The 23,995-nt window shown below is 47.5% G+C and carries 21 protein-coding genes and 2 rRNA genes; 3 read left to right on the top strand and 20 right to left on the bottom strand.

Annotated elements, in window-relative coordinates; translation table 11 throughout:
• Positions 1-92 precede the first annotated feature (92 nt).
• Positions 93-389, bottom strand: coding sequence for a hypothetical protein (locus MHI38_RS19505; protein WP_145336608.1), 297 nt, complete (start codon positions 387-389; stop codon positions 93-95).
• Between the two features lie 187 nt (positions 390-576).
• On the opposite strand from MHI38_RS19505, the gene MHI38_RS19500 reads away from it, so the two are divergent.
• Positions 577-1,056: a GAF domain-containing protein gene (locus MHI38_RS19500; RefSeq protein ID WP_154892181.1), complete on the top strand. Its 480-nt coding sequence runs from the start codon at positions 577-579 to the stop codon at positions 1,054-1,056.
• A 183-nt stretch (positions 1,057-1,239) separates the two neighbouring features.
• On the opposite strand, the gene MHI38_RS19495 is transcribed toward MHI38_RS19500, so the two are convergent.
• The 7 genes from MHI38_RS19495 to MHI38_RS19465 form a co-directional block, all read right to left on the bottom strand.
• Complete coding sequence (locus tag MHI38_RS19495) at positions 1,240-2,007, bottom strand: MerR family transcriptional regulator (RefSeq protein WP_090924914.1); 768 nt, start codon at positions 2,005-2,007, stop codon at positions 1,240-1,242.
• Positions 2,008-2,362: 355 nt separating this feature from the next.
• On the bottom strand, positions 2,363-3,787 hold the full coding sequence (locus tag MHI38_RS19490; RefSeq protein WP_154892180.1) for an aldehyde dehydrogenase family protein: 1,425 nt from the start codon (positions 3,785-3,787) through the stop codon (positions 2,363-2,365).
• Between the two features lie 177 nt (positions 3,788-3,964).
• Entirely contained in the window at positions 3,965-4,387 is a 423-nt protein-coding gene (locus MHI38_RS19485) for a universal stress protein (protein ID WP_253497672.1), read from the bottom strand.
• A 93-nt stretch (positions 4,388-4,480) separates the two neighbouring features.
• Positions 4,481-5,701, bottom strand: a complete 1,221-nt coding sequence (locus MHI38_RS19480) for an MFS transporter (RefSeq protein WP_154892178.1) — start codon at positions 5,699-5,701, stop codon at positions 4,481-4,483.
• Between the two features lie 253 nt (positions 5,702-5,954).
• Positions 5,955-6,404, bottom strand: coding sequence for a MerR family transcriptional regulator (locus MHI38_RS19475; RefSeq protein WP_308723474.1), 450 nt, complete (start codon positions 6,402-6,404; stop codon positions 5,955-5,957).
• Positions 6,405-6,695: 291 nt separating this feature from the next.
• On the bottom strand, positions 6,696-7,052 hold the full coding sequence (locus tag MHI38_RS19470; protein ID WP_251511690.1) for an SdpI family protein: 357 nt from the start codon (positions 7,050-7,052) through the stop codon (positions 6,696-6,698).
• 118 nt (positions 7,053-7,170) lie between these two features.
• Positions 7,171-9,471: a heavy metal translocating P-type ATPase gene (locus MHI38_RS19465; RefSeq protein WP_341181549.1), complete on the bottom strand. Its 2,301-nt coding sequence runs from the start codon at positions 9,469-9,471 to the stop codon at positions 7,171-7,173.
• Between the two features lie 571 nt (positions 9,472-10,042).
• On the opposite strand from MHI38_RS19465, the gene MHI38_RS19460 reads away from it, so the two are divergent.
• On the top strand, positions 10,043-10,414 hold the full coding sequence (locus tag MHI38_RS19460) for an ArsR/SmtB family transcription factor (protein ID WP_090924908.1): 372 nt from the start codon (positions 10,043-10,045) through the stop codon (positions 10,412-10,414).
• Between the two features lie 97 nt (positions 10,415-10,511).
• Here the strand turns inward: MHI38_RS19460 and MHI38_RS19455 are convergent, their stop codons facing one another.
• The 10 genes from MHI38_RS19455 to MHI38_RS19410 form a co-directional block, all read right to left on the bottom strand.
• Positions 10,512-11,687: an AI-2E family transporter gene (locus MHI38_RS19455; RefSeq protein WP_090924907.1), complete on the bottom strand. Its 1,176-nt coding sequence runs from the start codon at positions 11,685-11,687 to the stop codon at positions 10,512-10,514.
• Between the two features lie 291 nt (positions 11,688-11,978).
• Entirely contained in the window at positions 11,979-13,004 is a 1,026-nt protein-coding gene (locus MHI38_RS19450; protein ID WP_341181548.1) for an LLM class flavin-dependent oxidoreductase, read from the bottom strand.
• Positions 13,005-13,121: 117 nt separating this feature from the next.
• Complete coding sequence (locus MHI38_RS19445; RefSeq protein ID WP_221791523.1) at positions 13,122-13,268, bottom strand: hypothetical protein; 147 nt, start codon at positions 13,266-13,268, stop codon at positions 13,122-13,124.
• Complete coding sequence (locus MHI38_RS19440; RefSeq protein ID WP_123066816.1) at positions 13,258-13,569, bottom strand: ArsR/SmtB family transcription factor; 312 nt, start codon at positions 13,567-13,569, stop codon at positions 13,258-13,260. Before MHI38_RS19440 ends, MHI38_RS19445 begins: the two co-directional genes overlap by 11 nt.
• Positions 13,570-13,671: 102 nt before the next feature.
• A complete protein-coding gene (locus MHI38_RS19435; protein WP_154892173.1) occupies positions 13,672-14,253 on the bottom strand; it encodes an NAD(P)H-dependent oxidoreductase in 582 nt (193 codons plus the stop codon).
• Positions 14,254-14,292: 39 nt separating this feature from the next.
• Positions 14,293-14,715 (bottom strand): MarR family winged helix-turn-helix transcriptional regulator, encoded by a 423-nt coding sequence (locus MHI38_RS19430; RefSeq protein ID WP_341181547.1) that lies wholly within the window; start codon positions 14,713-14,715, stop codon positions 14,293-14,295.
• A 394-nt stretch (positions 14,716-15,109) separates the two neighbouring features.
• The gene (locus tag MHI38_RS19425) at positions 15,110-15,787 is read right to left on the bottom strand and encodes an NAD(P)H-dependent oxidoreductase (protein WP_341181546.1); all 678 of its coding nucleotides are present in this window, start codon (positions 15,785-15,787) and stop codon (positions 15,110-15,112) included.
• 177 nt (positions 15,788-15,964) lie between these two features.
• The gene (locus MHI38_RS19420; protein WP_341181545.1) at positions 15,965-17,362 is read right to left on the bottom strand and encodes a hypothetical protein; all 1,398 of its coding nucleotides are present in this window, start codon (positions 17,360-17,362) and stop codon (positions 15,965-15,967) included.
• Positions 17,359-17,940: an RNA polymerase sigma factor gene (locus MHI38_RS19415; protein WP_341181544.1), complete on the bottom strand. Its 582-nt coding sequence runs from the start codon at positions 17,938-17,940 to the stop codon at positions 17,359-17,361. Before MHI38_RS19415 ends, MHI38_RS19420 begins: the two co-directional genes overlap by 4 nt.
• Before the next feature lie 161 nt (positions 17,941-18,101).
• On the bottom strand, positions 18,102-18,836 hold the full coding sequence (locus tag MHI38_RS19410) for a class I SAM-dependent methyltransferase (protein WP_154892168.1): 735 nt from the start codon (positions 18,834-18,836) through the stop codon (positions 18,102-18,104).
• A gap of 162 nt (positions 18,837-18,998) precedes the next feature.
• Between MHI38_RS19410 and MHI38_RS19405 the strand changes: the two genes are divergently transcribed.
• Positions 18,999-20,354 (top strand): MATE family efflux transporter, encoded by a 1,356-nt coding sequence (locus MHI38_RS19405; protein WP_154892167.1) that lies wholly within the window; start codon positions 18,999-19,001, stop codon positions 20,352-20,354.
• A gap of 185 nt (positions 20,355-20,539) precedes the next feature.
• Here MHI38_RS19405 and rrf read toward each other — a convergent pair.
• A 5S ribosomal RNA gene (rrf, locus tag MHI38_RS19400) occupies positions 20,540-20,656 on the bottom strand.
• A 154-nt stretch (positions 20,657-20,810) separates the two neighbouring features.
• A 23S ribosomal RNA gene (locus MHI38_RS19395) occupies positions 20,811-23,738 on the bottom strand.
• Positions 23,739-23,995: the final 257 nt, after the last annotated feature.

Genomic DNA, 23,995 nt, shown 5'->3' with positions numbered 1-23,995 from the left:
CCTATGAATCCACCAGCACAGGTTGTCCTGTTCTATGCCGAGAATCAATCTTTATTTGCTCAGTTGCTCGCAAAACTTGATCTGCAACAGTTTTACGCCGGAGAGGCCTTCTTACTGTCGGGCAACAATTCTTCGCTCACCCGACCAAGCACAGCAACAATTTCCTTATACTCCTCAATGCCTGTCCCGGTCAGGCTCCACTGATCTCCGTGGGCAGTCAGGAAGTTCTCTTGCGTCAGGTGTTCAAGCTCCTGCTTGATCTCACGTTCACCCACGCGATATCCTCGCTCTTCTAACAAAGGCAACGCGTCGCTTACGTTTAAATCCTGATTTTGGGCAAAATATAGAAGATGAATTCGTACGAATAGATTCTGTACTTCTGCATGCATAAGCTAAGCTCCTTCCCGGGTTGTAGCCCTTCTTGGTTGCTAAGTAATTACCCCGCGAAAGAAGCGAAGAAACAGGTGCATAATCCAGGTACTGTCATCTCTTTCCAAAATCATTCCGCTTGACTAACCGCATCTACTGCACTATCTTGAAAATAAGTACCATTTTTGCTCGGGAGGGTGATTCACCATGTTTCAAGCTGTTTCCTATGAAGGAACACGAAGCGAGCAGCACACCGCCGTCCTGGGACAGTTAAGTGCTCTGATCCGCGATGAACCTAGTGCGATTGCCAATCTGGCTAACGCTGCTGCGCTGCTCAATGTATTTCTAACCGACACCAACTGGGTCGGATTCTATCTGTATGATGGAAAAGAACTGGTCCTCGGACCGTTTCAGGGATTGCCTGCTTGCATCCGTATTCCACTTGGACGCGGGGTATGCGGCACATCTGCTGCGGAGAGACGCACACTCGTTGTTGATGATGTGCATGCTTTTCCAGGCCATATCGCCTGTGATGCTGCATCCAACAGTGAGATCGTTGTTCCGATCATCAAAGACGGACAATTATATGGCGTACTCGATATCGACAGCCCGATCAAAAACCGTTTTGACGATGAGGATCGTATCTTCCTGGAAAAAGCGGTTAGCTTGCTCGTCGAGCAACTGTAAGCCGTCCGATTCATCTCCAATTCATGTGAACAAGAGGACTCTGTCCTCACCCGGTGATATCCATATGTACGAACAAAAAGCGCAGCCCTCCCGGAGGTCTGCGCTTTTTGTTGTTATTTTCTTACGAATGCTCTTACCAATGTTCTTACCAATCATCTTGCCCGCCCATGTTACTTTATGCATTCAGGATAGATCCTGTGACGCTTTGATGATCATTCCCTCTCGCAGAAACTCTGCCAGTCTTGGATGATAACCGTCATACATGTTCCGAAAATCGCGGTGCTCCACGTACAGATTGGCCAAATCCCGATAAATCTCAGCCGTAGGTGTGTAATATCCTTTGATCCATTCAAGGTGTCTTCCAATAATCTCCTGCACAGCCGGATTGCCCGGTTCAAGCCCAAGCTCCAGCGCCTGCTTCAGATCCAGATGAATCTGATCGATTCTGGTCTGTGAGTCCAAAAAATCCTCTTTGGATTTCAACTCGATCTTCTCCGCTTTCGATTCACGTGACGGCAGGGTCTCAGGCAAGTGCTGTGTTTGACCTGCTTCTGGCAATCTGGCATGACGCGTATTATGTTCGAAGCCATGGTAGAGTTCGTGCTCCTCTATCGTCTCTTCCCCTTGCAGATAAGAAACCGTTCGATCCAGCGTTTGGATCAAACCGTGCAGGCGAAGTGCTTCCTCCAAAATTCGGATACGATGTTGCCGCATGACACGGATGATCTCCACAGGCTCTTCCTTAAGCATAGAGCCGATCTCTTCCTCCGCTACTCCTGCTTCCTTGCAGAACAGAATCTGCTGCAGCGTCAGCAACTCTTTTTTTTCATAATAAATATCCTCATCCAGTCCACGAAAGGCAGGGGACAATAACCCCAGCTCCGCATAATGACTTAACTCACTTAGGCTCACACCTGACATACCCGATACATCCGTCATAGAATACGCCATATGAATTCACCTCCTACCTGTTATGCGTCCTCTGTGTGTTCACCCGCCGTATTGCTTCCGATATATTTAAAAAGATACAAAAGAATTGAAAACGCAGTTGAAAATGCGTGCACCCATGCCCTATGAAATTCAACGGGTTCAGACAGTTGCTTGCAGGATGTTACCTATTTTATACCCTTCTCACCCATTGTGAACCTATAGTCAGTGCAGAAAAATGATCGTTTTTTTTAGGAAATTTTAAGCGGATATCGATCGTTTGTGATATAAAATTACAAGCAAAAATCCTGCACCATGAGATGGATACAGGATCTTCGAAAATTTCATATAATCGGTTTATTACAAGCGATGAACTCACTTAATTTTTGTTAAACATGACAAACTTCAATTCCGTCATTTCTTCCGTTGCATATTTCACACCTTCACGCCCGATGCCACTTTGCTTCACACCGCCATACGGCATATGATCTACCCGGAATGTCGGGATATCATTAATCATTACACCGCCCGCTTCAATGTCATCCACAGCTCGAAGTGCCGTTTGAATGTCATTCGTGAATACCCCAGCTTGAAGTCCATACATAGAGTCGTTAACATGCTGAATGCCTTCTTCTACGGAATCAACCTTGTTAATCACAACAATCGGTGCAAACACTTCCTGACAAGAAACCTTTGCATCGCGTGGCACATTCGCAAGCACGGTTGGACGCAATACGCCTCCTTCAGCCTCACCACCTGCGACCACGGTTGCCCCTGCCTGTTTCGCTTCTTCAATCCAGTCCAGAGTACGTTGTACATCCTTAGATGTAATGAGTGCTGATACGACCGTATCCTCGTTCAGCGGATCACCGATCACAACCTGTTCAGCAGCTTCGGCAAAGCGCTTAATAAATGGCTCGGCAATCGACTGATGCACATAGATGCGCTGTAACGAAATGCATACCTGGCCCTGATATGTGAAAGCTCCCGTAACGCTGCGCGGGATGACCTTGTCGAGATCCGCATCTTTGTCTACAATGACAGCCGCATTGGAACCCAGCTCCAGCGTAACACGTTTCAGTCCTGCGTTGCTGCGGATGTTTGTTCCTACGGCCGGGCTACCTGTGAAGGTAAGATAAGCTACATCCGGATGGCTCACAAGTACATCGCCAATTGTTTTACCATCACCGCTCACCACATTCAGTGCTCCGTCTGGCAACCCTGCCTCTTGGAGCAGGTTTGCGATGTAATAGGCAGACAGCGGAGTCTGTTCCGCAGGTTTAAGCACGATGGTATTTCCAGCAGCCAGTGCGGGTCCAACCTTGTGAGCAACCAGATTCATCGGAAAATTGAACGGTGTAATGGCCCCAATCACCCCCAGCGGCTGCCGCATCGTATAACCAATACGACCTTCGCCGCCTTTTGCCGCATCCATCGGAACGGTCTCTCCAGTCAAACGTTTTGCCTCTTCGGCAGCAAACCGATAGGTCTCGATCGTACGATCAATCTCGCCTCTTGCCGCCGTGATCGGCTTTGCCGCCTCTAATGCAACGATGCGGGCTGCCTCTTCTTTACGTTCCTCCAGCATGGCCGACAGCTTGTACAGCAAGTCTGCACGCTGATGTGCAGGCATTTGGCGCATCGCTTTACGTGCCTTCACAGCCGCCGCAATGGCGGCTTCAGTCTCCTCCGCCGAGGCCGAAGCCACTTCTGCCAGCGTTTCCCCGGAATAAGGTGCTCGAAGTGTTGTATAGTGTACCGATTCGGTATACTTACCGCCGATAAACAGATGTTGTTTTTTCATAAACGCATCCTCCGTTCCCGTTCATTCGATTCGCGAGTAACTACCATCCTTACATAACTCTACTCTAGTTATACACCATTTCGCCCTCTTCCACCCAGTTGACGAAACGATATAAGTTACTCGGTACTGGTTGTTGGTAGGGCCGTGCGGTGGATGATCTTTAGAAAAATCGTTGCTTTATTTCACCGTCAGTACCGGACATTCGGCATGCTTCAGCACACCATGACTGACACTGCCGACTACAATCTCAGCCAGCACACTTTTGCCACCGGTGCCCATCACAACCAGGTCACATTTCCGCTCACTCGCCATCCGGCAGATTTCAGTTACAGGATCACCTGCAACCAGCAATGTCTCGTAGTCCACACCGCGACCAACCATTTGTTCAACCACTGGCTCTATAATGTGCTTCCCCTCTTCAGCGATACGTTCCTCCAAATCAACGCCAAGCGCTGGTTCGTTCATTGAGATAGAAGGATTCACATGCATAATCGTCAGACTGACAGGATGTTTCATCTGTTCAGCCAGCATCAGAGCCTGTTCCAGCGCCTTTTTCGCATGATCCGATTCATCTACAGCGACCAATATTCGTTTTAGCATACCCATATCCTCCAGTCTGTTTATCGGTTCTAAACATCTACATCTATCCACGCGTTGCGCTCGTACTAATTTCCTGTAGGCATAAACCAACTCTTAATGAGCTGTGATGGACGCATCAATATCCCGCAGGTGACGACGACGCATCAACAATACAGCAACACCGATCAGCACCATTAACGCACCGAAGTAAAACGGCGTTTCTGGCAAAAACCATTCAGACAATTTACCCGCAAGCCAAGGGGCTAGTGCACCGCCCATAAACCGCACAAAACTGTACGCCGCAGAGGCTACGGAGCGCTCCACTGGAGCGGCCTCCATCACAGCCGTTGTGATCAACGTATTGTTTATTCCAAGGAAAATCCCTGCTACGATCACCGCAACAATAACCGTCACCGATGAGCCCATTACCGTACCCACAGCCATCACCAGCAAGTCCAGCGCAAACAACGTGAGCATGACACTCATGGAAGGCACGGAGCCAAATCGGCGCTGCAGCTTCGGTGCCACAAAGACGGACGTAATCGCCAGCATCAATCCCCATCCGAAGAAAACATACCCAAGGCCGTGTTCGTCCAGTTTCATGACATAAGGGGAGTACGCCATCAACGTAAAGAATCCAAAGTTATATAAAAAGGCGGTTATCGCCAACGTTTTCAGTGAAGGGTACCCGAGCGCTTTGAACGGATCGGATAACGTGCTGCGTGTTTTCGGTTTAGCCATTTTGGGCAACATAAACATGATGCTGATAAACGCAATTGCCATCAGTACAGCTACCCCGTAGAACGGGCCGCGCCAAGAGATCGAACCCAGTTCCCCGCCAAGTAGCGGACCAACGGCAATCCCTAGACCCAGTGCTGCTTCGTATAAAATAATAGCCTTGGCTGTCCCTGACGTGGACAAGCCAACAATAGCTGACAACGCGGTGGCGATGAACAAGGCATTCCCGAGTCCCCAGCCCCCGCGATAACCAACCAGCGCTCCGACCGTGTCCGATGTACCGCCAAGGAACGAAAATACAATAATCAGCAATATACCGCTGAGCAGTGTCCATTTCACGCCAATCCGGCTGGAAACCACACCCGTAATCAGCATGGCGATCCCTGTTACCGCGTTATAGCTGGTAAATAGCAAGGACACCTGGCTTTTGGACGCATGTAGCTGATCCGCAATGGCTGGCAGAATCGGGTCAACTAAGCCCAGGCCCATAAACGAGATGATACAGGCGAAGGCTACAGCCCAGACTGCTCGTGGTTGGGACAGCAGACCTCCACGGGATGAGGGAAATTCGTCAGGTAGTGATGGTTCTCTTTTCATAGGTCATTCCTCCGATGTAATGTGTAATGTTGAGACGGTGAAAATAATTAAGAACAATTGATTAGTTGTATTTTCATGAGTTTTCTTGTTTTTTTCAGAAAACGAGTTGCAAAAACAGCACAAGGACACCGGAAATCCCGGTGTATTGCATTCATCCATACTGCTCTGCACTCCCACATAAAGACTTGCAAAAGCTCCCTATGCGTATCTTTTCACTTCGGCTTCTTGTTGCCTTCTCTGTTGGCTACTCGTCTTAATCTTCGTTTCTCTCACGAGCGTTGGCTTGCAACGTCTGTATGCCCGTTCTAACGCGCCCACGAAGCTCCTCCAGCTCCTGTTGTACAGCATGAATGCTCTGAAGCTTCTGCTCCAGCAACTGCAACTGACCATCCAATGTGGCTTCCATCAGGGTGAGCTTTTCGATCCGCTCTTTCACCTCAGTGGTCTGCTGATAGTCGAAACGTTGCTCGTTCAGCACATCTGTCGTAGCTACATAGGCATGAAGTTCTTGTAACGAAAAGCCAAGCACCTCTTTGGCTCGAACCACTTTTTTCAAATAGTCGATGTCATCCTGTGAATATAGCCTCGTTCCGCCGTCTGTCCGCTGAGGTGAAGGCATCACACCAATCTCTTCGTAATATCGAATGGTACGCTTCGTCAGTCCGCAGGCTTTGGCGACATCATCAATTTTGAACAAATTCATCGACTCCACCTCGCTTATATGTCATTAATATTATGTACGTAATTATATATAATTCTAACGTTAACGTCAACGTTAGATTTTAGCTTGGAATTTAACCGTTAAAATGATAGATATAATCGACCATTCCATTCCGTATTTGAAACAGAAGCAGAAAATAAAGACAAAAAAAGACCCGCATCCGCGGATCTCGGTGATAATACAGGTCATTAAGCATGTTGCTCTGCATGTACTTACTGACATTACTTGCTCTGACCTTGTCTTATCTTACTTTCCTTACTCATCTCACTTCTCTTATTTCTCTTGCTTGTCCTGTTCCTGCTGTGCCCTTTGCATTTGCTTCAAACGGCCTTCCACCCGGGTAAACAGCCTGATGGTATAGAAACCAACAGCGACTAGACTCAGTACCAACGCACGCACATCCGTAAGCCAGAAACCAATCACGCCAAAGGCGGTAATAATAACTCCAAATTGCATCATCAGTGCCGAACTGTACCGCTGCGCTTCTTCCCACAGCGCCCGGTCGCTCATTGCACGTGGTGTACGATACCCATATATTCCGTTAATTTGTTTTGGCGGCTTCTTATACACCATCAATCCCAAAATGAAATAACATACGCCGCATATAATCCCCACGAATGCTCCTGCCAAAATGCTCGCTCCTTCTCTATTCTTTAGCTCTCAGGCCAATTCGGTTCACAGTCTACCATAAAAACAGTAAAACGGCTCTACGTATATACGCAGAGCCGTGCTGTACGTTTCAAACCATTTAAACGTCCTTGATGCGCAGAACCCGCATCGCATTGAGTACCGCTAGCACCGTCACACCCACATCGGAGAAAACAGCTTCCCACATCGTCGCGATTCCGAATACTCCCAGCAAAAGGAAGACTGCTTTGACTCCCAGCGCGAATCCAATGTTCTGCCATACAATGCGGCGTGTACGCTTCGCAATACGGATAGCACTGGCGATTCTGGACGGTTCATCCGTCATGATCACCACATCCGCTGCTTCAATCGCTGCATCCGATCCGAGTCCGCCCATGGCAACACCGACATCTGCACGGGCAAGTACGGGTGTATCGTTAATCCCGTCACCGACAAAGATCATTCTTTCCTTCGGTAATTTGTTTTGTTCCAGTTGTTCCAGTCGTTCGACTTTATCCTGCGGTAGAAGTTCGGCATGAACCTCATCCACGCCAAGCTGGCGTGCAACTGCCTCGCCTACCGCTTTGGCATCGCCGGTCAGCATGACCGTTTTGTGTATGCCTAGCTGTTTGAGTGCCTCTATCGCAGACGCTGCATCTTCCTTCACTTCGTCCGCAATAATGAGGTGTCCGACATACTCTCCGGCTTCAGCTACATGCACAACCGTTCCTACCGTTTGCGGCTTCGTATACATGATCCCTGCCTGCTCCATCAACTTGGCGTTGCCTGCGAGCACTTCCTGACCGTTCACATTGACTTTAATTCCATGTCCGGCTATCTCGTCATATCCGTCCACACCTTTTGCAGGAATGTCTTTCGCCCAAGCGGCACGAATGGATTCTGCAATCGGATGATTGGAATTCGCTTCGGCAATCACGGCCAGCTTCATCAGTTCCTCTTCCGTACGCGTACCTTCAGGATGAACAGAGGTGACTTTGAAAACACCTTTGGTTAATGTGCCCGTTTTGTCGAACACTACCACTTTAACGTCATTTAGAGCTTCCAGGTAATTACTTCCTTTGACCAGAATACCGTTACGCGAAGCTGCACCAATCCCGCCAAAGAAGCCAAGCGGAATCGATACAACAAGTGCACAAGGACATGAAATAACGAGGAACACCAGCGCACGATAGATCCAGTCTGCGAACGTTGCACCGCTGAGTAGCAGTGGCGGAACGAAGGCGATCAGAGCAGCGAGAATGACCACAACAGGTGTGTAATACCGGGCAAATTTGCTGATAAAATGCTCCGTTTTCGCCTTGCGGCTGCTGGCATTCTGCACCATATCGAGGATTTTGGATACGGTGGATTCACCAAAGGTTTTGGTGACCTCTATGGTTAACATGCCGTTTTTGTTCACAAATCCGCTGAGTACATCACTTCCAGGCTCCAGTTCACGTGGAACAGATTCCCCCGTCAACGCGGATGTGTCTACCATGGAGTGGCCTGCCTTTACGATACCGTCGAGGGGCACACGCTCACCGGCTTTAACCACAATCCGGTCGCCAATGCGAACCTCTTCCGGGGAGACACGCCGCGTTTCCTCCCCTGCTCCCGTGAGTATATTCGCATAATCCGGGCGAATATCCATCAGGGACTGAATCGACTTGCGCGAGCGATTCACTGCCATGCCCTGGAACAGCTCTCCGAGCTGATAGAAGAGCATGACCGCGACACCCTCAGGATACTCTCCGATGGCAAACGCACCTAGCGTGGCAACCGTCATCAGGAAGTACTCATCAAACACCTGACCGCGAATGATGTTTTTGAATGCCTGTAGCACGATATCGCCACCAGCGATGAGATAAGCCACTACGTATAGCGCAAGCTGTGCCCAGCCATCGAGCGGTGACCAGATCGCTGCGGCCAGCAACACAGACCCCGTAGCAAGGCGGGCTAGTAACGTTTTGGTCTGTCCGGCACCATGCTCATGTGAATGCCCTGCATGAGCATCACTGCCTTCGGCGTGATTATGCGTATAGCTGTGATCATGTCCATGACTGTGTCCATGATCATGAGTATGTCCATGTGAATGTTCATGTGAATGAGCATGGCTCTGATGTTGATGCTTATGCGTGCCACCCGCTTGGCTTACGTTCGTGTGGGCAAGACTACCCGACCCTTTTTCCGAGATACGAATATGTGGCTCCAGCCGCAACACCTTGCGTCTCACTTCCTCCACTACCTGCTCTTCCATATCGGAGTTGGTGTACATGGATAACGTTTTGGTTACAAAATTAACGGAGCATTCATTAATGCCCTTAATTTTACTCACACCATTTTCAATCTTCAGTGCACAGTTGGCACAATCCAGTCCGTCAAGCAGCAGTTCCCTTTTCACCTGTTCCTGTTCGGTTCCCATGTGAATTCTCCCCTTTGCAGTCCGAAAAAAGTTGAACTAAAGGTATTACACGAGCACTACGATGACAGAATAACCTTCCAATCGCTGTTATCCCCAAATTTCTTTTATCCCTTTCATCTTCAGAGGGAAATTTGGTGATAAAGGCGAACGCTCCGCTTTTCCAGGTTTTTTCTGTCCTCTCCGTTTTTGTGTAAAAAATAGTTCATCTTTTTTTATATAATCTTGTATTTAATGATATATGAGCAATCATTCATATGTTCAATTAACCCTATTATATGCATGCCCAAACCGGAGTGTCAACACAAGGTGTTGATTTTGGATACAGAATATGCAGGGCGTGTCTGAAAACGCTGAAGGAAGCAGATTTTGCCGAATTTTCGTTCCAAGCCAGGAAGTTTACCGCAGGCGTGCCGGGGCACGTCAAGGGAAAGTGACGCAGAAGGGGGCGAAAAGGCGGTAAAAGATGCACTTCAGTCGGTTTCAATACACTCCCTATTAGTAATCATTTCGCTTTAGGCGTTTTTTGGATATAATAGAGCTATCAAGTTGTTAAACATAGGCGGTGATAGGAATGGAACAACCGGTTAAAGCTCCACATGATTGCGATGATGCCTGCTTAGGTACGGAAGCCGATGTGCAAACCATTCGCACCTCACTTATAGATCGGGAGACCTCTTCCGAGATGGCGGATTGGTTCAAAGCATTTAGTGATCCAACACGTCTACGTATTATTGATGCACTGTTACAGAAAGAATTATGTGTACATGATCTAACGGTATTGCTCGACATGGGTCAGTCAGCCATCTCCCACCAGCTGCGCTCTCTCCGCAACATGCGGATTGTGAAGCGTCGCAAGGAAGGCAAGACCGTTTTTTATTCTTTGGATGATGCTCACATTGAGCAGATTTTCCTGCAAACGCTCCAACATATCAAACACGGCTAGGCTACTGCCAGCCTGTTCAAACCAACAGAAACCCCCGTCATTCGGCCTTATGCCGATGGACGGGGGTTTCTGTTGTGTAAGGGAACCGTTTTAATAGTTACAGCAAACGGTTATTGTTCGGATCATAAAGACCCGACTTATCTTTGAACATGTTGAAGATATGGGACACCACCACTTTAAGTACCGCGTATCCCGGAACCGCAAGCAGGATGCCGACTACCCCGAACAAGTTCCCTGAAGTCAGAATGACAAAGATGATGGTGATTGGATGAATTTTGAGTGTTTTACCCATAATTTGCGGCGAGATAAGTTTACCTTCAATCAGCTGTACAATTGTCCACACGGCAATCATTTTCAGCAACATCACTGGCGAAGTCACCAGAGCGACAATCAAAGCCGGAGTAATCGCAATTGCTGGACCCAGATAAGGTACAACACTCGTGAAGGAAGCAATGATTGCAAGAATCAGAGCATAATCCAAACCAATGACCATGTACCCGATGTAAAGCAACACACCGATACAGAAGCTGACGATAATCTGTCCACGGATGAATGAGCTGATCTGGTGGTTGATATCATGCAACACATGCATGGCACCGGTACGACTTTTGATTGGCAAAAAAGACAAAATCTTGTCCGGCAACTTCTTGCCGTCTTTGAGAAGATAGAACAAGATGAATGGCACGGTTACGATAGATAACACGGTCTCGGTAAATGCACCAAGGAACCCGCCAAGCTTCGTCCAGGTAGAATTGAGGATCTCGGTAGCTTTCGTGGAAATCGTGCCCCACCAGTCCTGCCAGTTCATGTTGATCGTATCTTGCACCTGGCTGAACAGCTTATTGCCTGTCAATTCCTCGAATTGTTCCCTTACGTTTTCACTGTAAGTCGGGAAATTGGCGATCAGCCCCATAATCTGATTACGTAGCACAGGAATAACTGCCAGCACCACAATAGTCAAGATGCCACCAATGGCAAGATAGAGAATCAGTATCCCCCAGCCTCGCTTGATTTTCCATCGTTCCATCACGTCCACAAGTGGATTGAGCAGATAATAAAGGATACCCGACAGAATAATAGGCAGGAGAATTGTTTTGAGTAACACCGCTAGCGGATGGAACACAAAGGATACCTTGGTCAGCACCATAATGTTCAGTCCTACCAATAGCAGAACTAACAGAAACAGCACAAATTTGTTGTTCAGAAAAAATCGTTTGAATCGCTCAGGCCACACCCGAGTTTGTACCTCAGGTTGTTGCTCAGGTTGCTCCATAGGCTTGTCGTCCTCTCTTATGTATCTTTCTTCCGTTATAATCACCTTTCTGACGGGTACAATTAACTCTTGTACAAGCCAACATATGTATAATACTCCCGATTTATACGTATGAGCCCGTTGACCGTTTCAAATTCGGCAAGTAAAGTCATTTTACCCCAAAATGCATAACCTGCCCCACACCGACCAATTGAAAAATCTCCCATACAAAAAAACGATCCACCTCTGCTTGGAGGCGAACCGTCTCTCTCTGATCCGATGCTATTCACATTCTTCTGTCATATAAAACCTTTATACGTTTCCCGCAAGCTGTGCGATCAACTCATACGAATGCAGACGTGCTTGATGATCATAGATCATCGAGGTAATAATCAGTTCATCTGCCTGCGTCTGGCGAATAAAGGACTCCAGCTGGCCCTTCACTTTCTCCGGTGAACCGTTCACTGCAGCTTTCAGTGTTTGAGCTACAGTAGCCTGTTCGCGTTCTGTCCATTTGTCATCCATCACAGCTGGCGGCTGTACAAGCCCTGTTGTGCCGCGGATGATGTTCAGGAACTGTTGTTGCATCGTCGTTCCCAGCCACGCAGCCTCTTCATCGGTATCTGCCACCACGGCATTCACCCCTACGATGACATAAGGCTCCTTCAGACTCTCCGACGGCTGGAAGCTATTGCGGTAGGTATCCAGAGCAATTCGGGTATAATCTGGTGAGAAGTGGCTGGCAAAAGCAAACGGCAATCCCAGCTGGCCTGCCAATCGTGCGCTGAAATCACTGGAGCCCAGCAGGTAAATCGGGATGTTCAGCCCTTCGCCGGGCACTGCGCGTACGGGTGCATGATAAGACGTTGCCGATGCATCAAAGTATGCACGCAGTTCTGCCAGCAGCTCTGGGAAATCTTCTCCGCTGTTCAGATCTTTGCGAAGCGCAACGGATGTACGGCGATCACTGCCGGGGGCACGTCCCAGACCCAGATCAATGCGTCCAGGATACAGGGATTCAAGCGTACCAAACTGCTCTGCAATGACAAGTGGTGCATGGTTCGGCAGCATAACGCCACCAGAACCTACACGAATGGACTTCGTTCCACCCGCCAAGTGTCCGATTACAACCGAGGTTGCAGACGAAGCGATGCCCGGCATGTTGTGATGCTCAGCCACCCAGTAGCGATGATATCCCCAGCGCTCGGCATGTTGTGCCAGTTCCAGACTGTTGCGAAGTGCAATTGCAGGGGTTGATCCCACGACAACGGGAGCAAGGTCAAGCACGGAAAGTTTGACGTCAGTGATATGTTCTTTATGTTGATGTTCAATACTCATTAAAGTTCATACTCCTCTGTGAATATATTTTTGTATATCCAGATATATAGATATAAATAAACAACATTTTGCTTAAAAAATGAAACATAACTCTTATGTTTCGAAGACAGATTCTTTTCATACATGTAGCGAAGAAAGCCGGGAGTCCATGTGGTACACACCACGTGTTCTTACAACCTCTAGCCGTTCACATCCGGACGGAATCTCCTGCTTGCTGCGTATTGCATCCTTAGCTTCCGTTCCGGCATCCGGCTTATAACTCATGTTGTACGTACTCGGCAAAAGCCTGTATCGTTTCTTCATTGCGTCGATAGTACGTCCATTGTCCTCTGCGCTCCGATAACAACAACCCTGCCTTGAGCATCGTCAACAAATAGCTGGAGATTACAGACTGTGCCAGTCCAGCCTTCAATTGAATCGTGCCAACACAGATCCCACTCTTACCGCCATCCGGATGCTGGGATAGCTCGAGGGGGGAGAAGTGCTGCTCCGGGTTTTTCAGCCACAACAGGATCTGTCTGCGTGTCTCATTAGATAGTGCTTTGAAAATGAGTATAGGTTCCATGGGTCGATTATACCCCCTTTTTGACCTTTTGCCAAACCCCATAAACTAACAAACCGACTCATCAAGAGTCGGCTTGGCAATTCACATCTGATCAATTCCATGTTAGAAACGTGTTGTTACCGTCTGTTTCACTTCATCCAGCATTGCTTGATATGCAGCATCATCCAGATAACCAATACCACCGAAGAGCAGATGGCCTACCGGCTCGATTCCTACAAAATCAAAAATCCCTGTGTCGGAAGTCAGCTGGAGTGCATCCGTCATACCGATCTGGTCATACACGTCCTTAGGCGTTCCGTGTGTACTGATCATAACACCTTTTTTACCCGTTAACAGTTTCTCGATTCCTGCCGCTCCGGATGCATAAGCAAATCCGTAAGCAAACACCCGGTCAACGTATCCTTTCAGAATCGCCGGAAGCCCCGTCCACCAGATTGGATAGATAAACGTAATAGCTTCTGCCTCTGTCACATATTTTTGCTCCGCTACGATATCTTGGGGAGTCTGTCCTGCACGCATTGCAGCTGTATCCGCCTCAGTCAGTACAGGCTGAAAGCCGAGTTGATACAGATCACGTACAACGACCTCATGCCCCTCTGCTTCCAGAGCAGTTACGGCTGTAGTCAAAATGGCTTTATTGAAGCTGTCTGTATGTGGATGAGCGTATACGATAAGATGTTTCATGCTTTAATTCCTCCTCAATTGGGTTCAACAAGTTTTAATTTAAAGACGTCTGACAATCATAGACAGCAAATTCTCCAACTGCTCCGACTGCTCTTCAGAGAGAGCTGCGTAGATCATCTGGTTAATCTGATCCGACACTTCGCGGAAGATCGGCTCAAGCTGCTTCCCTTTGTCCGTAAGACGAATCATGGTCACTCGGCTATCCTCAGCGCTCTTACTGCGTTCGACATAACCCAGCTTCTCCAATTTGTTAACGAGCACCGTTACTGTAGGTTGCGTACGCTGAACACGTTCAGCCAGCATTTTGATCGATAATGTCTCTTCCCGGTACAAGAACATCAGGACATCTCCATGGGATGGCACGATACCCGTTACTTCATGCTGTTCCAATTCATGAACAATTCGTTTGTTCACATGATCTCTGATTCGTGCAATCATTGCAAAAGCGTTGTGTTTTAACATAAATGTATTATACATAGATATCTATGTATTTTCAACTCCTCATTTTTAGACTATATAAGTTAAACTAAAGATTTTACACGGCCCACTCCGATGACAGAATAACCTTCCAATCGCTGTTATCCCCAGATTTTTTGGATTCCCTTTTCCAAAGGGGAAAATCCGGTGATAAAGGCGAACGCTCCGCTTTTTCAGGTTTTTTCTGTCCTCTCCGTTATTGTGTAAAAGAATAGTTCAACTTATATACAATTCATAATTCCAAACAAAGTGACACGGCCCTTGTACTCTCATACTTGAAGGTATGGGACTACAAGGGCCGTACATCGTTACAACAGTTTAGTTCACAGAAGATTTGTTTGCACATTAATAGCCGTTACTTTCGTTCTTTACCTTATCGTTATTTAATCCAGAGTGTAATTTGCTCAACTGATTGGCGTGATTTCTCACGATGAGGCTCTTCTGCACGGTAACCAAAGGCCGCCATCACTGACACATCCCATGCGCCGTTCTCTAACAGTCCTGCATCTTCCAGAATACGATGCACCTCTGCATAATTGTATCCTTCGATCGGACAAGAATCGATGCCAATCTGAGCCGCTGCAGTCATCATATTGCCAAGGGCAATGTATGTCTGTTTAGATGCCCAGTCGAATAATGTTTTCGCGTTTTGAAGCAGACCTTGATTGTTCTGAAATTTACCGTAAGCTTCACTTGTCAGCTTGAATACATCATCAGGCATGCCCTGGACCTCTTTCAGCATGTACGCTGCATAAGGAGAGCTGTAGCTGGCATCCGTGCGAGCCAAGATCACAATGAAGTGACTGGCTGTGGCTAGCTGCCGCTGTGCACCGGACGACACCTCGGACAAGCGCTGACGGAACTCGGGATTTTGTACAATGAGAAACTTCCATGGCTCGAATCCAATGGAACTTGGAGACAAACGACCTGTTTCAAGGATGAAAGCGAAGTCTTCTTCTGTAATTTTGCGTGACGAATCAAATAGCTTTGTTGCATGACGAAACTTAAATGCCTGCAAAATCTCTTCTTTTTTCTTTGTCTTTACAGTAACATCCACTCTTCTCCACGTCCTTTGCTTTATATATTATATGCTGAACCTGCATAGCTATAGATTTCGTTTGCTGTTTATGGCTCAGGTATCAGTTTAGATGTTATGCTTCAGATTGAAAAGTACGTACCTTATTGTACCCTGGTTCCTAAAAGTAAGGATAGATTACATTACTAAATTGCTTAATTACTTAAAATACTTAATTAAAATCTTGCGTTCTACCTTAGTGATCATTGTGATACGCCCATCTTCTTTGTACCGAACCTCAAAAGCATCTTTTGCACCGCGCTCAAATGTAACTGTATCTATTTTTTCAGCATCTCGGTGGAGCCTGTAGTCGTCAAGATCTACATTGAAAATATTTTTCACAAATGGCCCAACCCGCTCTCTAAGAAGATTCTCATCCATATTTAATAACTGATCCTGGTAAGCCTCCATCTGTTCCGGACTGTTTATTTGGGGATAACCATAATCATTTGAATCTCCCACCATATATCTCGATCCGTTTTTGGCTTCTGTTATTTTTACAAAATAATTATCACTAAATGAGAAAAAAGTTGAATCTTCACCAATTTCATCATCTTTAATTCGACTAGCATCATCTAGGTTAAAGTTAGCTTTACCTGAGAACACTTCAATCGCCCTTTTCGCCTTTGCCACTTCAGTTTGGGATATCTGGTCTGGTCTTAACTCACCTGTAATGGAGATTGCTTGATCCTGCCGCCAAATAATCTCTCCGTAACTGTCACCATCGGCTAAATCTAATATAGTGTAACTCGTCGGCTCCGTTTCCCCTTGTTTCATTCCAACGGATCTTCTAACTTTCACAGGTTGAAGTGTCGGTATTATGCCAGTACTCTCCAGAATTGATGGTACCTGACGCAAATACCGATGTTCCAGCTTACTTGGCTGCATCTCCGCTCTCATCTGCACTTCACGAAGATTACCCGTCTTGGCATCCAGCCAAATTTGGGCGTAATCTGCTCCTTTCTCCTGGCCCGCTTCGACGTATATTCTTCCAGACACAGGCAGATCTTGTACTTTGGTAATGCGTAGCTGTTTGCCCAGATCATCTCTCATCGTCATCGCAACATTCTTTTTCATCTGATCGGTAAGGATATCGACATTCACGTGATCTGTAAACAACAAAGCTGAAGCCGGATTCATCTGCTCCATCAACGGTTTTGCGAGTTGCCCGTCGTGCCAATTCCACATAAATAGCCCACCTGCGATAACCAGTGCACTTAACCCTGCAACGAGAATGCCTCTACGACTTTTTCTATGACGTTGATGACCTGGACCAACTTTGAATGTATCTTTAGATATATCTTTAGCTTTAGCTCTATTATTAACTGTATTTGTGTCTGGATCTGTGTATCTCCTGGATAAATCAAAGTGTGAACCAGATCGCTCCAATGACGACTCTAAAGGGCTCATTTCACTCATTTCCTCTTCCTTACTGCTTACCGTTCGTATCCGCTGCACCTGCTGTAGCACCTTACGCTTGTGATCTTCAGTAAAAGGAGACGTTGCAAACGGCCCTTTACGGATTTCCTTTTCCCATTGATCATCCTCATGTTTCATTCGCTTCTCTCCTCCCACTGCTTTCGAACCTTATCCTTAGCCCGGAATAGCCGTGATTTCACGGTTCCTTGGCTAATTCGTAACATATCTGCGATCTCCACCGTTGTAAGTTCATACCTCAGATGCAACAGAAGGATCTCCCGAAACTTCTCCGGTAGTGCCAGCACGATATCCCAAATTTCATTGATATGTACTTTACGAATCACTTCTATCTCGGCAGATGGATAAGCTGATCGTTCTCGCATCGTTTTTCTTGATCCGGATTGATCTCCTTGATCTGACTCTAACGACAACGTTTCTCCCCATAAGCTGCTTCGGAAAAACCTCGACTTTCGGTATGTAAACGTTGTGTTCCTCGTAATTGTTAGAAGCCATGTTTTGATCGAGCAATCTCCCCGATAGTTCGCGATTCCTGTGTATGCCCGGACAAACACTTCCTGTGACAAATCATCTGCTTGCTCCGTATTTCTAGTTAAAAAATAAACATAATTCCACACATCATTGCCGTAATCATGCATCAGGCTGGCAAGTGTGTCATTGTTGATGGTCTCGGCCTCTGCCAGAAACGAATAGTCCAACGAATGTTCACCTCACTTAATACGACTAAACGGAATGTCATCCGGTTCCCTAATTTACACAATATTCTTTATACTTTAGCAAAAAAACAAAAAACAGCATGTCCAGATACACTGAACACGCCATCGTAAAACGCTGAATAATGTACATATAAGATTCATCATTATTTCTTCATTGCTACAATCATCAGAAACATCGGTCTTCGATTCTCATCAGACATCCCTGGGACCTGCTCCATCATCTCCAAAGAAGGTTTGGATTCTGCCACTTGTTGAATGATGAACCCCGCACCAATCAATTCATTCAGATGTGTAGCCATCGTCCGATGATACTTCACCACATCATGATCCAAAAAGTTTGCGATCCGCTGTCCTTGCTCATGATAATGATCCACAGGCCAATGCAGTTTCTCCCCTTGAGCATCATAATGCCAATCTTGCTCCGCACGAGCGGTGAATATCGGATGTTCAACAGATAGAATGAACGTTCCACCTGTGACTAGACAATGATTGATTTTACGATACACGTCATGCAAATGTTTAATGTAATGCAGAGCAAGCGAGCTAATAACCACATCGAACTGATTCTGGTCAAAATGAATATCTTCGATGGCCGTCTGCCGATACTCAATCTGTAGATCATTCGTCAGTTCACGCGCACGCCGCAGCATATTTTCGGATAAGTCTACACCGATGACAGAACTCGCCTGTTGTTCACGCGCATATCGGCAATGCCAGCCAAAACCGCAACCCAAATCAAGTACTCGCTTATCCTTTAAATCGGGTAATAAGGTTTGTAATTCATGCCATTCCCCAGCTGCATCTAACCCTTCAACGGAGCGAGCCATCTTACTATAATTCTGAAAAAATGCCTTATCATCGTATTTATTTTGTTTCATGTGATCTTACCTCCCTCCCCGGTCTTCTCTCATACTCTATCAAATAAACGGTATGAATTTCGGAAAAGTTGCCATTTGAATTGTACTCGTGTTATTATACAGAACGAACGTTCAGTATAATATATAGGTATAAACTTTTTAAACTTACTAACGGAGGTCATTATGAGTACAAATTGGACACATCCACTTGAGAGGCAAACGGTAGGCAAAGCTTTTATCAGCTATCTGGTGCCCTCTGTTCTGGGGATGCTGGTCATCGCATTTAACTTTATTATCGACGGCATTATGGTTGGGCATAAACTGGGGTCAACCGCTATGGCAGGCATCGGCATCGCTTCCCCTGTCTACACCCTGTTCGTGGCAATGTCTCTATGGATCGGCATGGGCGGAGCTACGTTATACTCTAATCATATGGGCAGGAAAGAAAATCAGAAGGCCAAAGAAGTGTTTACCAAATCCATTATTCTCATTTCGCTGGTCACAGTGGTTATTGGTTACACGGCCTTCACATTCAAAGATAAACTCGTATATGCATTGGGTGCAAATGCAGATACTTTTCCCTTCGCATCCGACTATATGAATATCATGTTACTTTTCGGGTTTGTTTTTACGATCGAAAATGCTTTATCCGTTTTTGTTCGCAACGATGGCGGTCCAAACACCTCAATGTATGCCCAGATTACCTTTGCTGTAGCTAACATTGTCATCAATTATATTACGTTATATGTGCTGGAGTGGGGAGTACGCGGGGTTGCACTTGGCACGATTGTTTCAGCCGCTTTGGCACTGCTCGTGCTGTTCAGTCATTTTTTCAAAAAGTCCAATAATCTTACGTTCACAAGGTTCACATGGAGTACCAAATTGCTTTGCATGATCGCACTTATTGGCTTTCCCAGCTTCCTGGCTGAACTCGGTATGTCCGTCTTTTCGGTCTCACATAACATCTCAACGGAACGGATTGGAGGTACGGATGGTGTTGCCTCGTTTACGGTTTTAAATTACATCCACGGGGTTGTCTTAATGGCATTCCTTGGTCTGGCTTCTGCTGCGCAGCCCCTAATCAGTTATTATCATGGTGCACAGCGAGCAGAACAAGTGCAGGAAACGATTCGTATTGCCGTCAAAACAGCCTTAACCTGCGGTGTGGTTCTGCTTCTCATCGTTCAAGTTGGAGCACCTTATTTTGTGCAAATCTTTGGTAACTTCAGTAGCAGTGTAACTGATAACGCCGTCTACGGTTTGCGTATTTTCACCATTGCTTATGTATTCATGGGAGTAAACTTTGTCATGAGCACGTACTTCCAGTCCATGGGTAACGCTAAAATGGCGATCTGGATTACAGCCGCACGCGAGATGATTATCATGATTGCTTTGATTGCTATTCTCCCTTCGTTCCTGGGTGTTACTGGGGTATGGCTGGCTGTACCTTTATCTGAAATGATTGTTCTAATCACGATAGCACTCTATTATCGCAAACGCTCCTTGACCGAGCGGCTCAATCTGTTACAGGCAAAATAAATATTATGGTTTAAAAACAAACATAACGTTCGCTGTATTTTCACCCCACCGTCACGATATTAAACACTGGCCCCTAACCCCGGCGTAGTTCTCCAAAAGAGAACGCCAGGGTCAGGGGCTCAGTACCATTCTGTGCAAGACACAAAAAAGACACACCTGATTTTCATCAAGTGTGTCTTTGCTTTGCTTGGCGGCGTCCTACTCTCCCAGGACCCTGCGGTCCAAGTACCATCGGCGCTAGAGGGCTTAACGGTCGTGTTCGGGATGGGTACGTGTGGAACCCCTCCGCCATCGCCACCAAACGCGATTGGTCGAAGCATAGCTTCTTCCATATCCATTTTGGAATTGAAAATCATACACACATTCCGTGATGTACCGATTTTCATTTCACCATTCAGAGTGTTGTTCTCTGAAAACTAGATTCGAAACGAAACGCACGCGATTTAAAACTTGCTATTGGATAAGCCCTCGACCGATTAGTACTGGTCAGCTCCATGCATTGCTGCACTTCCACCCCCAGCCTATCTACCTCGTCGTCTTCAAGGGGTCTTACATACTGGGAAATCTCATCTTGAGGGGGGCTTCACGCTTAGATGCTTTCAGCGCTTATCCCGTCCGTACATAGCTACCCAGCGGTGCTCCTGGCGGAACAACTGGTACACCAGCGGTACGTCCATCCCGGTCCTCTCGTACTAAGGACAGCTCCTCTCAAATTTCCTACGCCCACGACAGATAGGGACCGAACTGTCTCACGACGTTCTGAACCCAGCTCGCGTACCGCTTTAATGGGCGAACAGCCCAACCCTTGGGACCTACTTCAGCCCCAGGATGCGATGAGCCGACATCGAGGTGCCAAACCTCCCCGTCGATGTGGACTCTTGGGGGAGATAAGCCTGTTATCCCCAGGGTAGCTTTTATCCGTTGAGCGATGGCCCTTCCATGCGGTACCACCGGATCACTAAGCCCGACTTTCGTCCCTGCTCGACTTGTAGGTCTCGCAGTCAAGCTCCCTTATGCCTTTGCACTCTTCGAATGATTTCCAACCATTCTGAGGGAACCTTTGGGCGCCTCCGTTACTCTTTAGGAGGCGACCGCCCCAGTCAAACTGCCCACCTGACACTGTCCCCGCACCGGTTTACGGTACCAGGTTAGAACCTAGATACGATCAGGGTGGTATCCCAACGGTGCCTCCACGCAAGCTGGCGCTCACGCTTCAAAGGCTCCCACCTATCCTGTACAGATCGTACCCAAATTCAATATCAAGCTGCAGTAAAGCTCCATGGGGTCTTTCCGTCTTGTCGCGGGTAACCTGCATCTTCACAGGTATTAAAATTTCACCGGATCTCTCGTTGAGACAGCGCCCAAGTCGTTACGCCATTCGTGCGGGTCAGAATTTACCTGACAAGGAATTTCGCTACCTTAGGACCGTTATAGTTACGGCCGCCGTTTACTGGGGCTTCGGTTCACAGCTTCGGGATTACTCCCTAACCACTCCCCTTAACCTTCCAGCACCGGGCAGGCGTCAGCCCGTATACTTCGCCTTACGGCTTCGCACAGACCTGTGTTTTTGCTAAACAGTCGCTTGGGCCTTTTCACTGCGGCCCCCTCGTGCTATTCACACTACCGGGGCACCCCTTCTCCCGAAGTTACGGGGTCATTTTGCCGAGTTCCTTAACGAGAGTTCTTCCGCGCGCCTTAGAATTCTCTTCTCGCCTACCTGTGTCGGTTTGCGGTACGGGCACCTTCATCTGGCTAGAGGCTTTTCTTGGCAGTGTGAGATCATGACCTTCGCTACTGTAATTTTCACTCCCCATCACAGCTCAGCCTTACGGTTAGCGGATTTGCCTACTAACCAGCCTTACTGCTTGGACAGGCATCCATCAGCCTGCGTCACTACCCTACTGCGTCCCCCCATCGCTCGTAACGATTTACGGTGGTACAGGAATTTCGACCTGTTGTCCTTCGACTACGCCTTTCGGCCTCGCCTTAGGTCCCGACTTACCCTGAGCGGACGAGCCTTCCTCAGGAACCCTTAGGCTTTCGGCGGATCAGATTCTCACTGATCTTTTCGTTACTCATACCGGCATTCTCACTTGTATAATGTCCAGCGCTCCTTACGGTACACCTTCAACCCTTATACAACGCTCCCCTACCCCTGATGCAAGCATCAAGCCATAGCTTCGGTGGTGTGTTTAGCCCCGTTACATTTTCGGCGCAGAGTCACTCGACCAGTGAGCTATTACGCACTCTTTCAATGGTGGCTGCTTCTAAGCCAACATCCTGGTTGTCTGTGCAACTCCACATCCTTTCCCACTTAACACACACTTGGGGACCTTAGCTGATGGTCTGGGCTGTTTCCCTTTTGACAATGGATCTTAGCACTCACTGTCTGACTCCCGGAAGTAAGTCTATGGCATTCGGAGTTTGACTGAGCTTGGTAACCCTTGCGGGCCCCGCACCCAATCAGTGCTCTACCTCCACGACTCTGTTTTCCGAGGCTAGCCCTAAAGCTATTTCGGGGAGAACCAGCTATCTCCGAGTTCGATTGGAATTTCTCCGCTACCCCCACCTCATCCCCGCATTTTTCAACATGCGTGGGTTCGGGCCTCCAGTGCGTGTTACCGCACCTTCACCCTGGACAGGGGTAGATCACCCGGTTTCGGGTCTACGTCCACGTACTATAGTCGCCCTATTCAGACTCGCTTTCGCTGCGGCTCCGGCTCTTCACCTTAACCTTGCACGGGAACGTAACTCGCCGGTTCATTCTACAAAAGGCACGCCATCACCCCTAAAACGGGCTCTGACTTTTTGTAAGCACACGGTTTCAGGTTCTATTTCACTCCCCTTCCGGGGTGCTTTTCACCTTTCCCTCACGGTACTGCTTCACTATCGGTCGCTAGGAAGTATTTAGCCTTGGCAGATGGTCCTGCCGGATTCATACGGGGTTTCACGTGCCCCGCACTACTCGGGATCCGTCTCGGAGGGAACAGACTTTCAATTACAGGGCTTTTACCTTCTTTGGCGGGCCTTTCCAGACCTCTTCGCTTAACCGGTTCCTTTGTAACTCCATGTGAGACGTCCCACAACCCCAAAGAGCAAGCTCCTTGGTTTGGGCTTCTCCGCGTTCGCTCGCCGCTACTGACGGAATCACTATTGTTTTCTCTTCCTCAGGGTACTTAGATGTTTCAGTTCCCCTGGTATGCCTCTACATAACCTATGTATTCAGTTATGAGTAACTGGAAATTACCCCAGCTGGGTTTCCCCATTCGGACATCCCCGGATCAAAGCTTGCTTACAGCTCCCCGAGGCAGTTTCGTTGTTCGCCACGTCCTTCATCGGCTCCTAGCGCCTAGGCATCCTCCGTGTGCTCTTAGTAGCTTAACCATTGCGCTCGTGTTCGAGCTGTCACTTCCCTTGGTTTGCTTGCGCAAAGCCAAAAGTCGTTCCATTTCGATCACTCGCTCCAGCAATCTACCTTATAAAACACTTCACTTGTTTACACAAGATCAGCTTAAAGGAATGTTCTAATTCGCGTTTGTTTCGTTTCGATATCTAGTTTTCAAAGAACAAATCGTTTGGTTTCGGGCCGTTCACGGATGTGTCGGTCGAACAAACGAGAAGTTTTGAGAGTTTGAGCTCTC

Source organism: Paenibacillus sp. FSL K6-1558, assembly GCF_038002565.1.
Lineage (GTDB): Bacteria > Bacillota > Bacilli > Paenibacillales > Paenibacillaceae > Paenibacillus > Paenibacillus polysaccharolyticus.
Note: the sequence above shows the minus strand (reverse complement) of the source record. Positions and strands in the feature narration are given on the sequence as shown.

Coding starts and splice junctions, on each gene's coding strand:
- MHI38_RS19475 (WP_308723474.1), bottom strand. CDS start 6,404: ATGAATTTGTTCAAAATTGATGATGTCGCCAAAGCCTGCGGACTGACG.
- MHI38_RS19505 (WP_145336608.1), bottom strand. CDS start 389: ATGCATGCAGAAGTACAGAATCTATTCGTACGAATTCATCTTCTATAT.
- MHI38_RS19485 (WP_253497672.1), bottom strand. CDS start 4,387: ATGCTAAAACGAATATTGGTCGCTGTAGATGAATCGGATCATGCGAAA.
- MHI38_RS19495 (WP_090924914.1), bottom strand. CDS start 2,007: ATGGCGTATTCTATGACGGATGTATCGGGTATGTCAGGTGTGAGCCTA.
- MHI38_RS19465 (WP_341181549.1), bottom strand. CDS start 9,471: ATGGGAACCGAACAGGAACAGGTGAAAAGGGAACTGCTGCTTGACGGA.
- MHI38_RS19440 (WP_123066816.1), bottom strand. CDS start 13,569: ATGGAACCTATACTCATTTTCAAAGCACTATCTAATGAGACACGCAGA.
- MHI38_RS19445 (WP_221791523.1), bottom strand. CDS start 13,268: ATGAGTTATAAGCCGGATGCCGGAACGGAAGCTAAGGATGCAATACGC.
- MHI38_RS19430 (WP_341181547.1), bottom strand. CDS start 14,715: ATGTTAAAACACAACGCTTTTGCAATGATTGCACGAATCAGAGATCAT.
- MHI38_RS19460 (WP_090924908.1), top strand. CDS start 10,043: ATGGAACAACCGGTTAAAGCTCCACATGATTGCGATGATGCCTGCTTA.
- MHI38_RS19490 (WP_154892180.1), bottom strand. CDS start 3,787: ATGAAAAAACAACATCTGTTTATCGGCGGTAAGTATACCGAATCGGTA.
- MHI38_RS19450 (WP_341181548.1), bottom strand. CDS start 13,004: ATGAGTATTGAACATCAACATAAAGAACATATCACTGACGTCAAACTT.
- MHI38_RS19405 (WP_154892167.1), top strand. CDS start 18,999: ATGAGTACAAATTGGACACATCCACTTGAGAGGCAAACGGTAGGCAAA.
- MHI38_RS19455 (WP_090924907.1), bottom strand. CDS start 11,687: ATGGAGCAACCTGAGCAACAACCTGAGGTACAAACTCGGGTGTGGCCT.
- MHI38_RS19500 (WP_154892181.1), top strand. CDS start 577: ATGTTTCAAGCTGTTTCCTATGAAGGAACACGAAGCGAGCAGCACACC.
- MHI38_RS19480 (WP_154892178.1), bottom strand. CDS start 5,701: ATGAAAAGAGAACCATCACTACCTGACGAATTTCCCTCATCCCGTGGA.
- MHI38_RS19435 (WP_154892173.1), bottom strand. CDS start 14,253: ATGAAACATCTTATCGTATACGCTCATCCACATACAGACAGCTTCAAT.
- MHI38_RS19420 (WP_341181545.1), bottom strand. CDS start 17,362: ATGAAACATGAGGATGATCAATGGGAAAAGGAAATCCGTAAAGGGCCG.
- MHI38_RS19410 (WP_154892168.1), bottom strand. CDS start 18,836: ATGAAACAAAATAAATACGATGATAAGGCATTTTTTCAGAATTATAGT.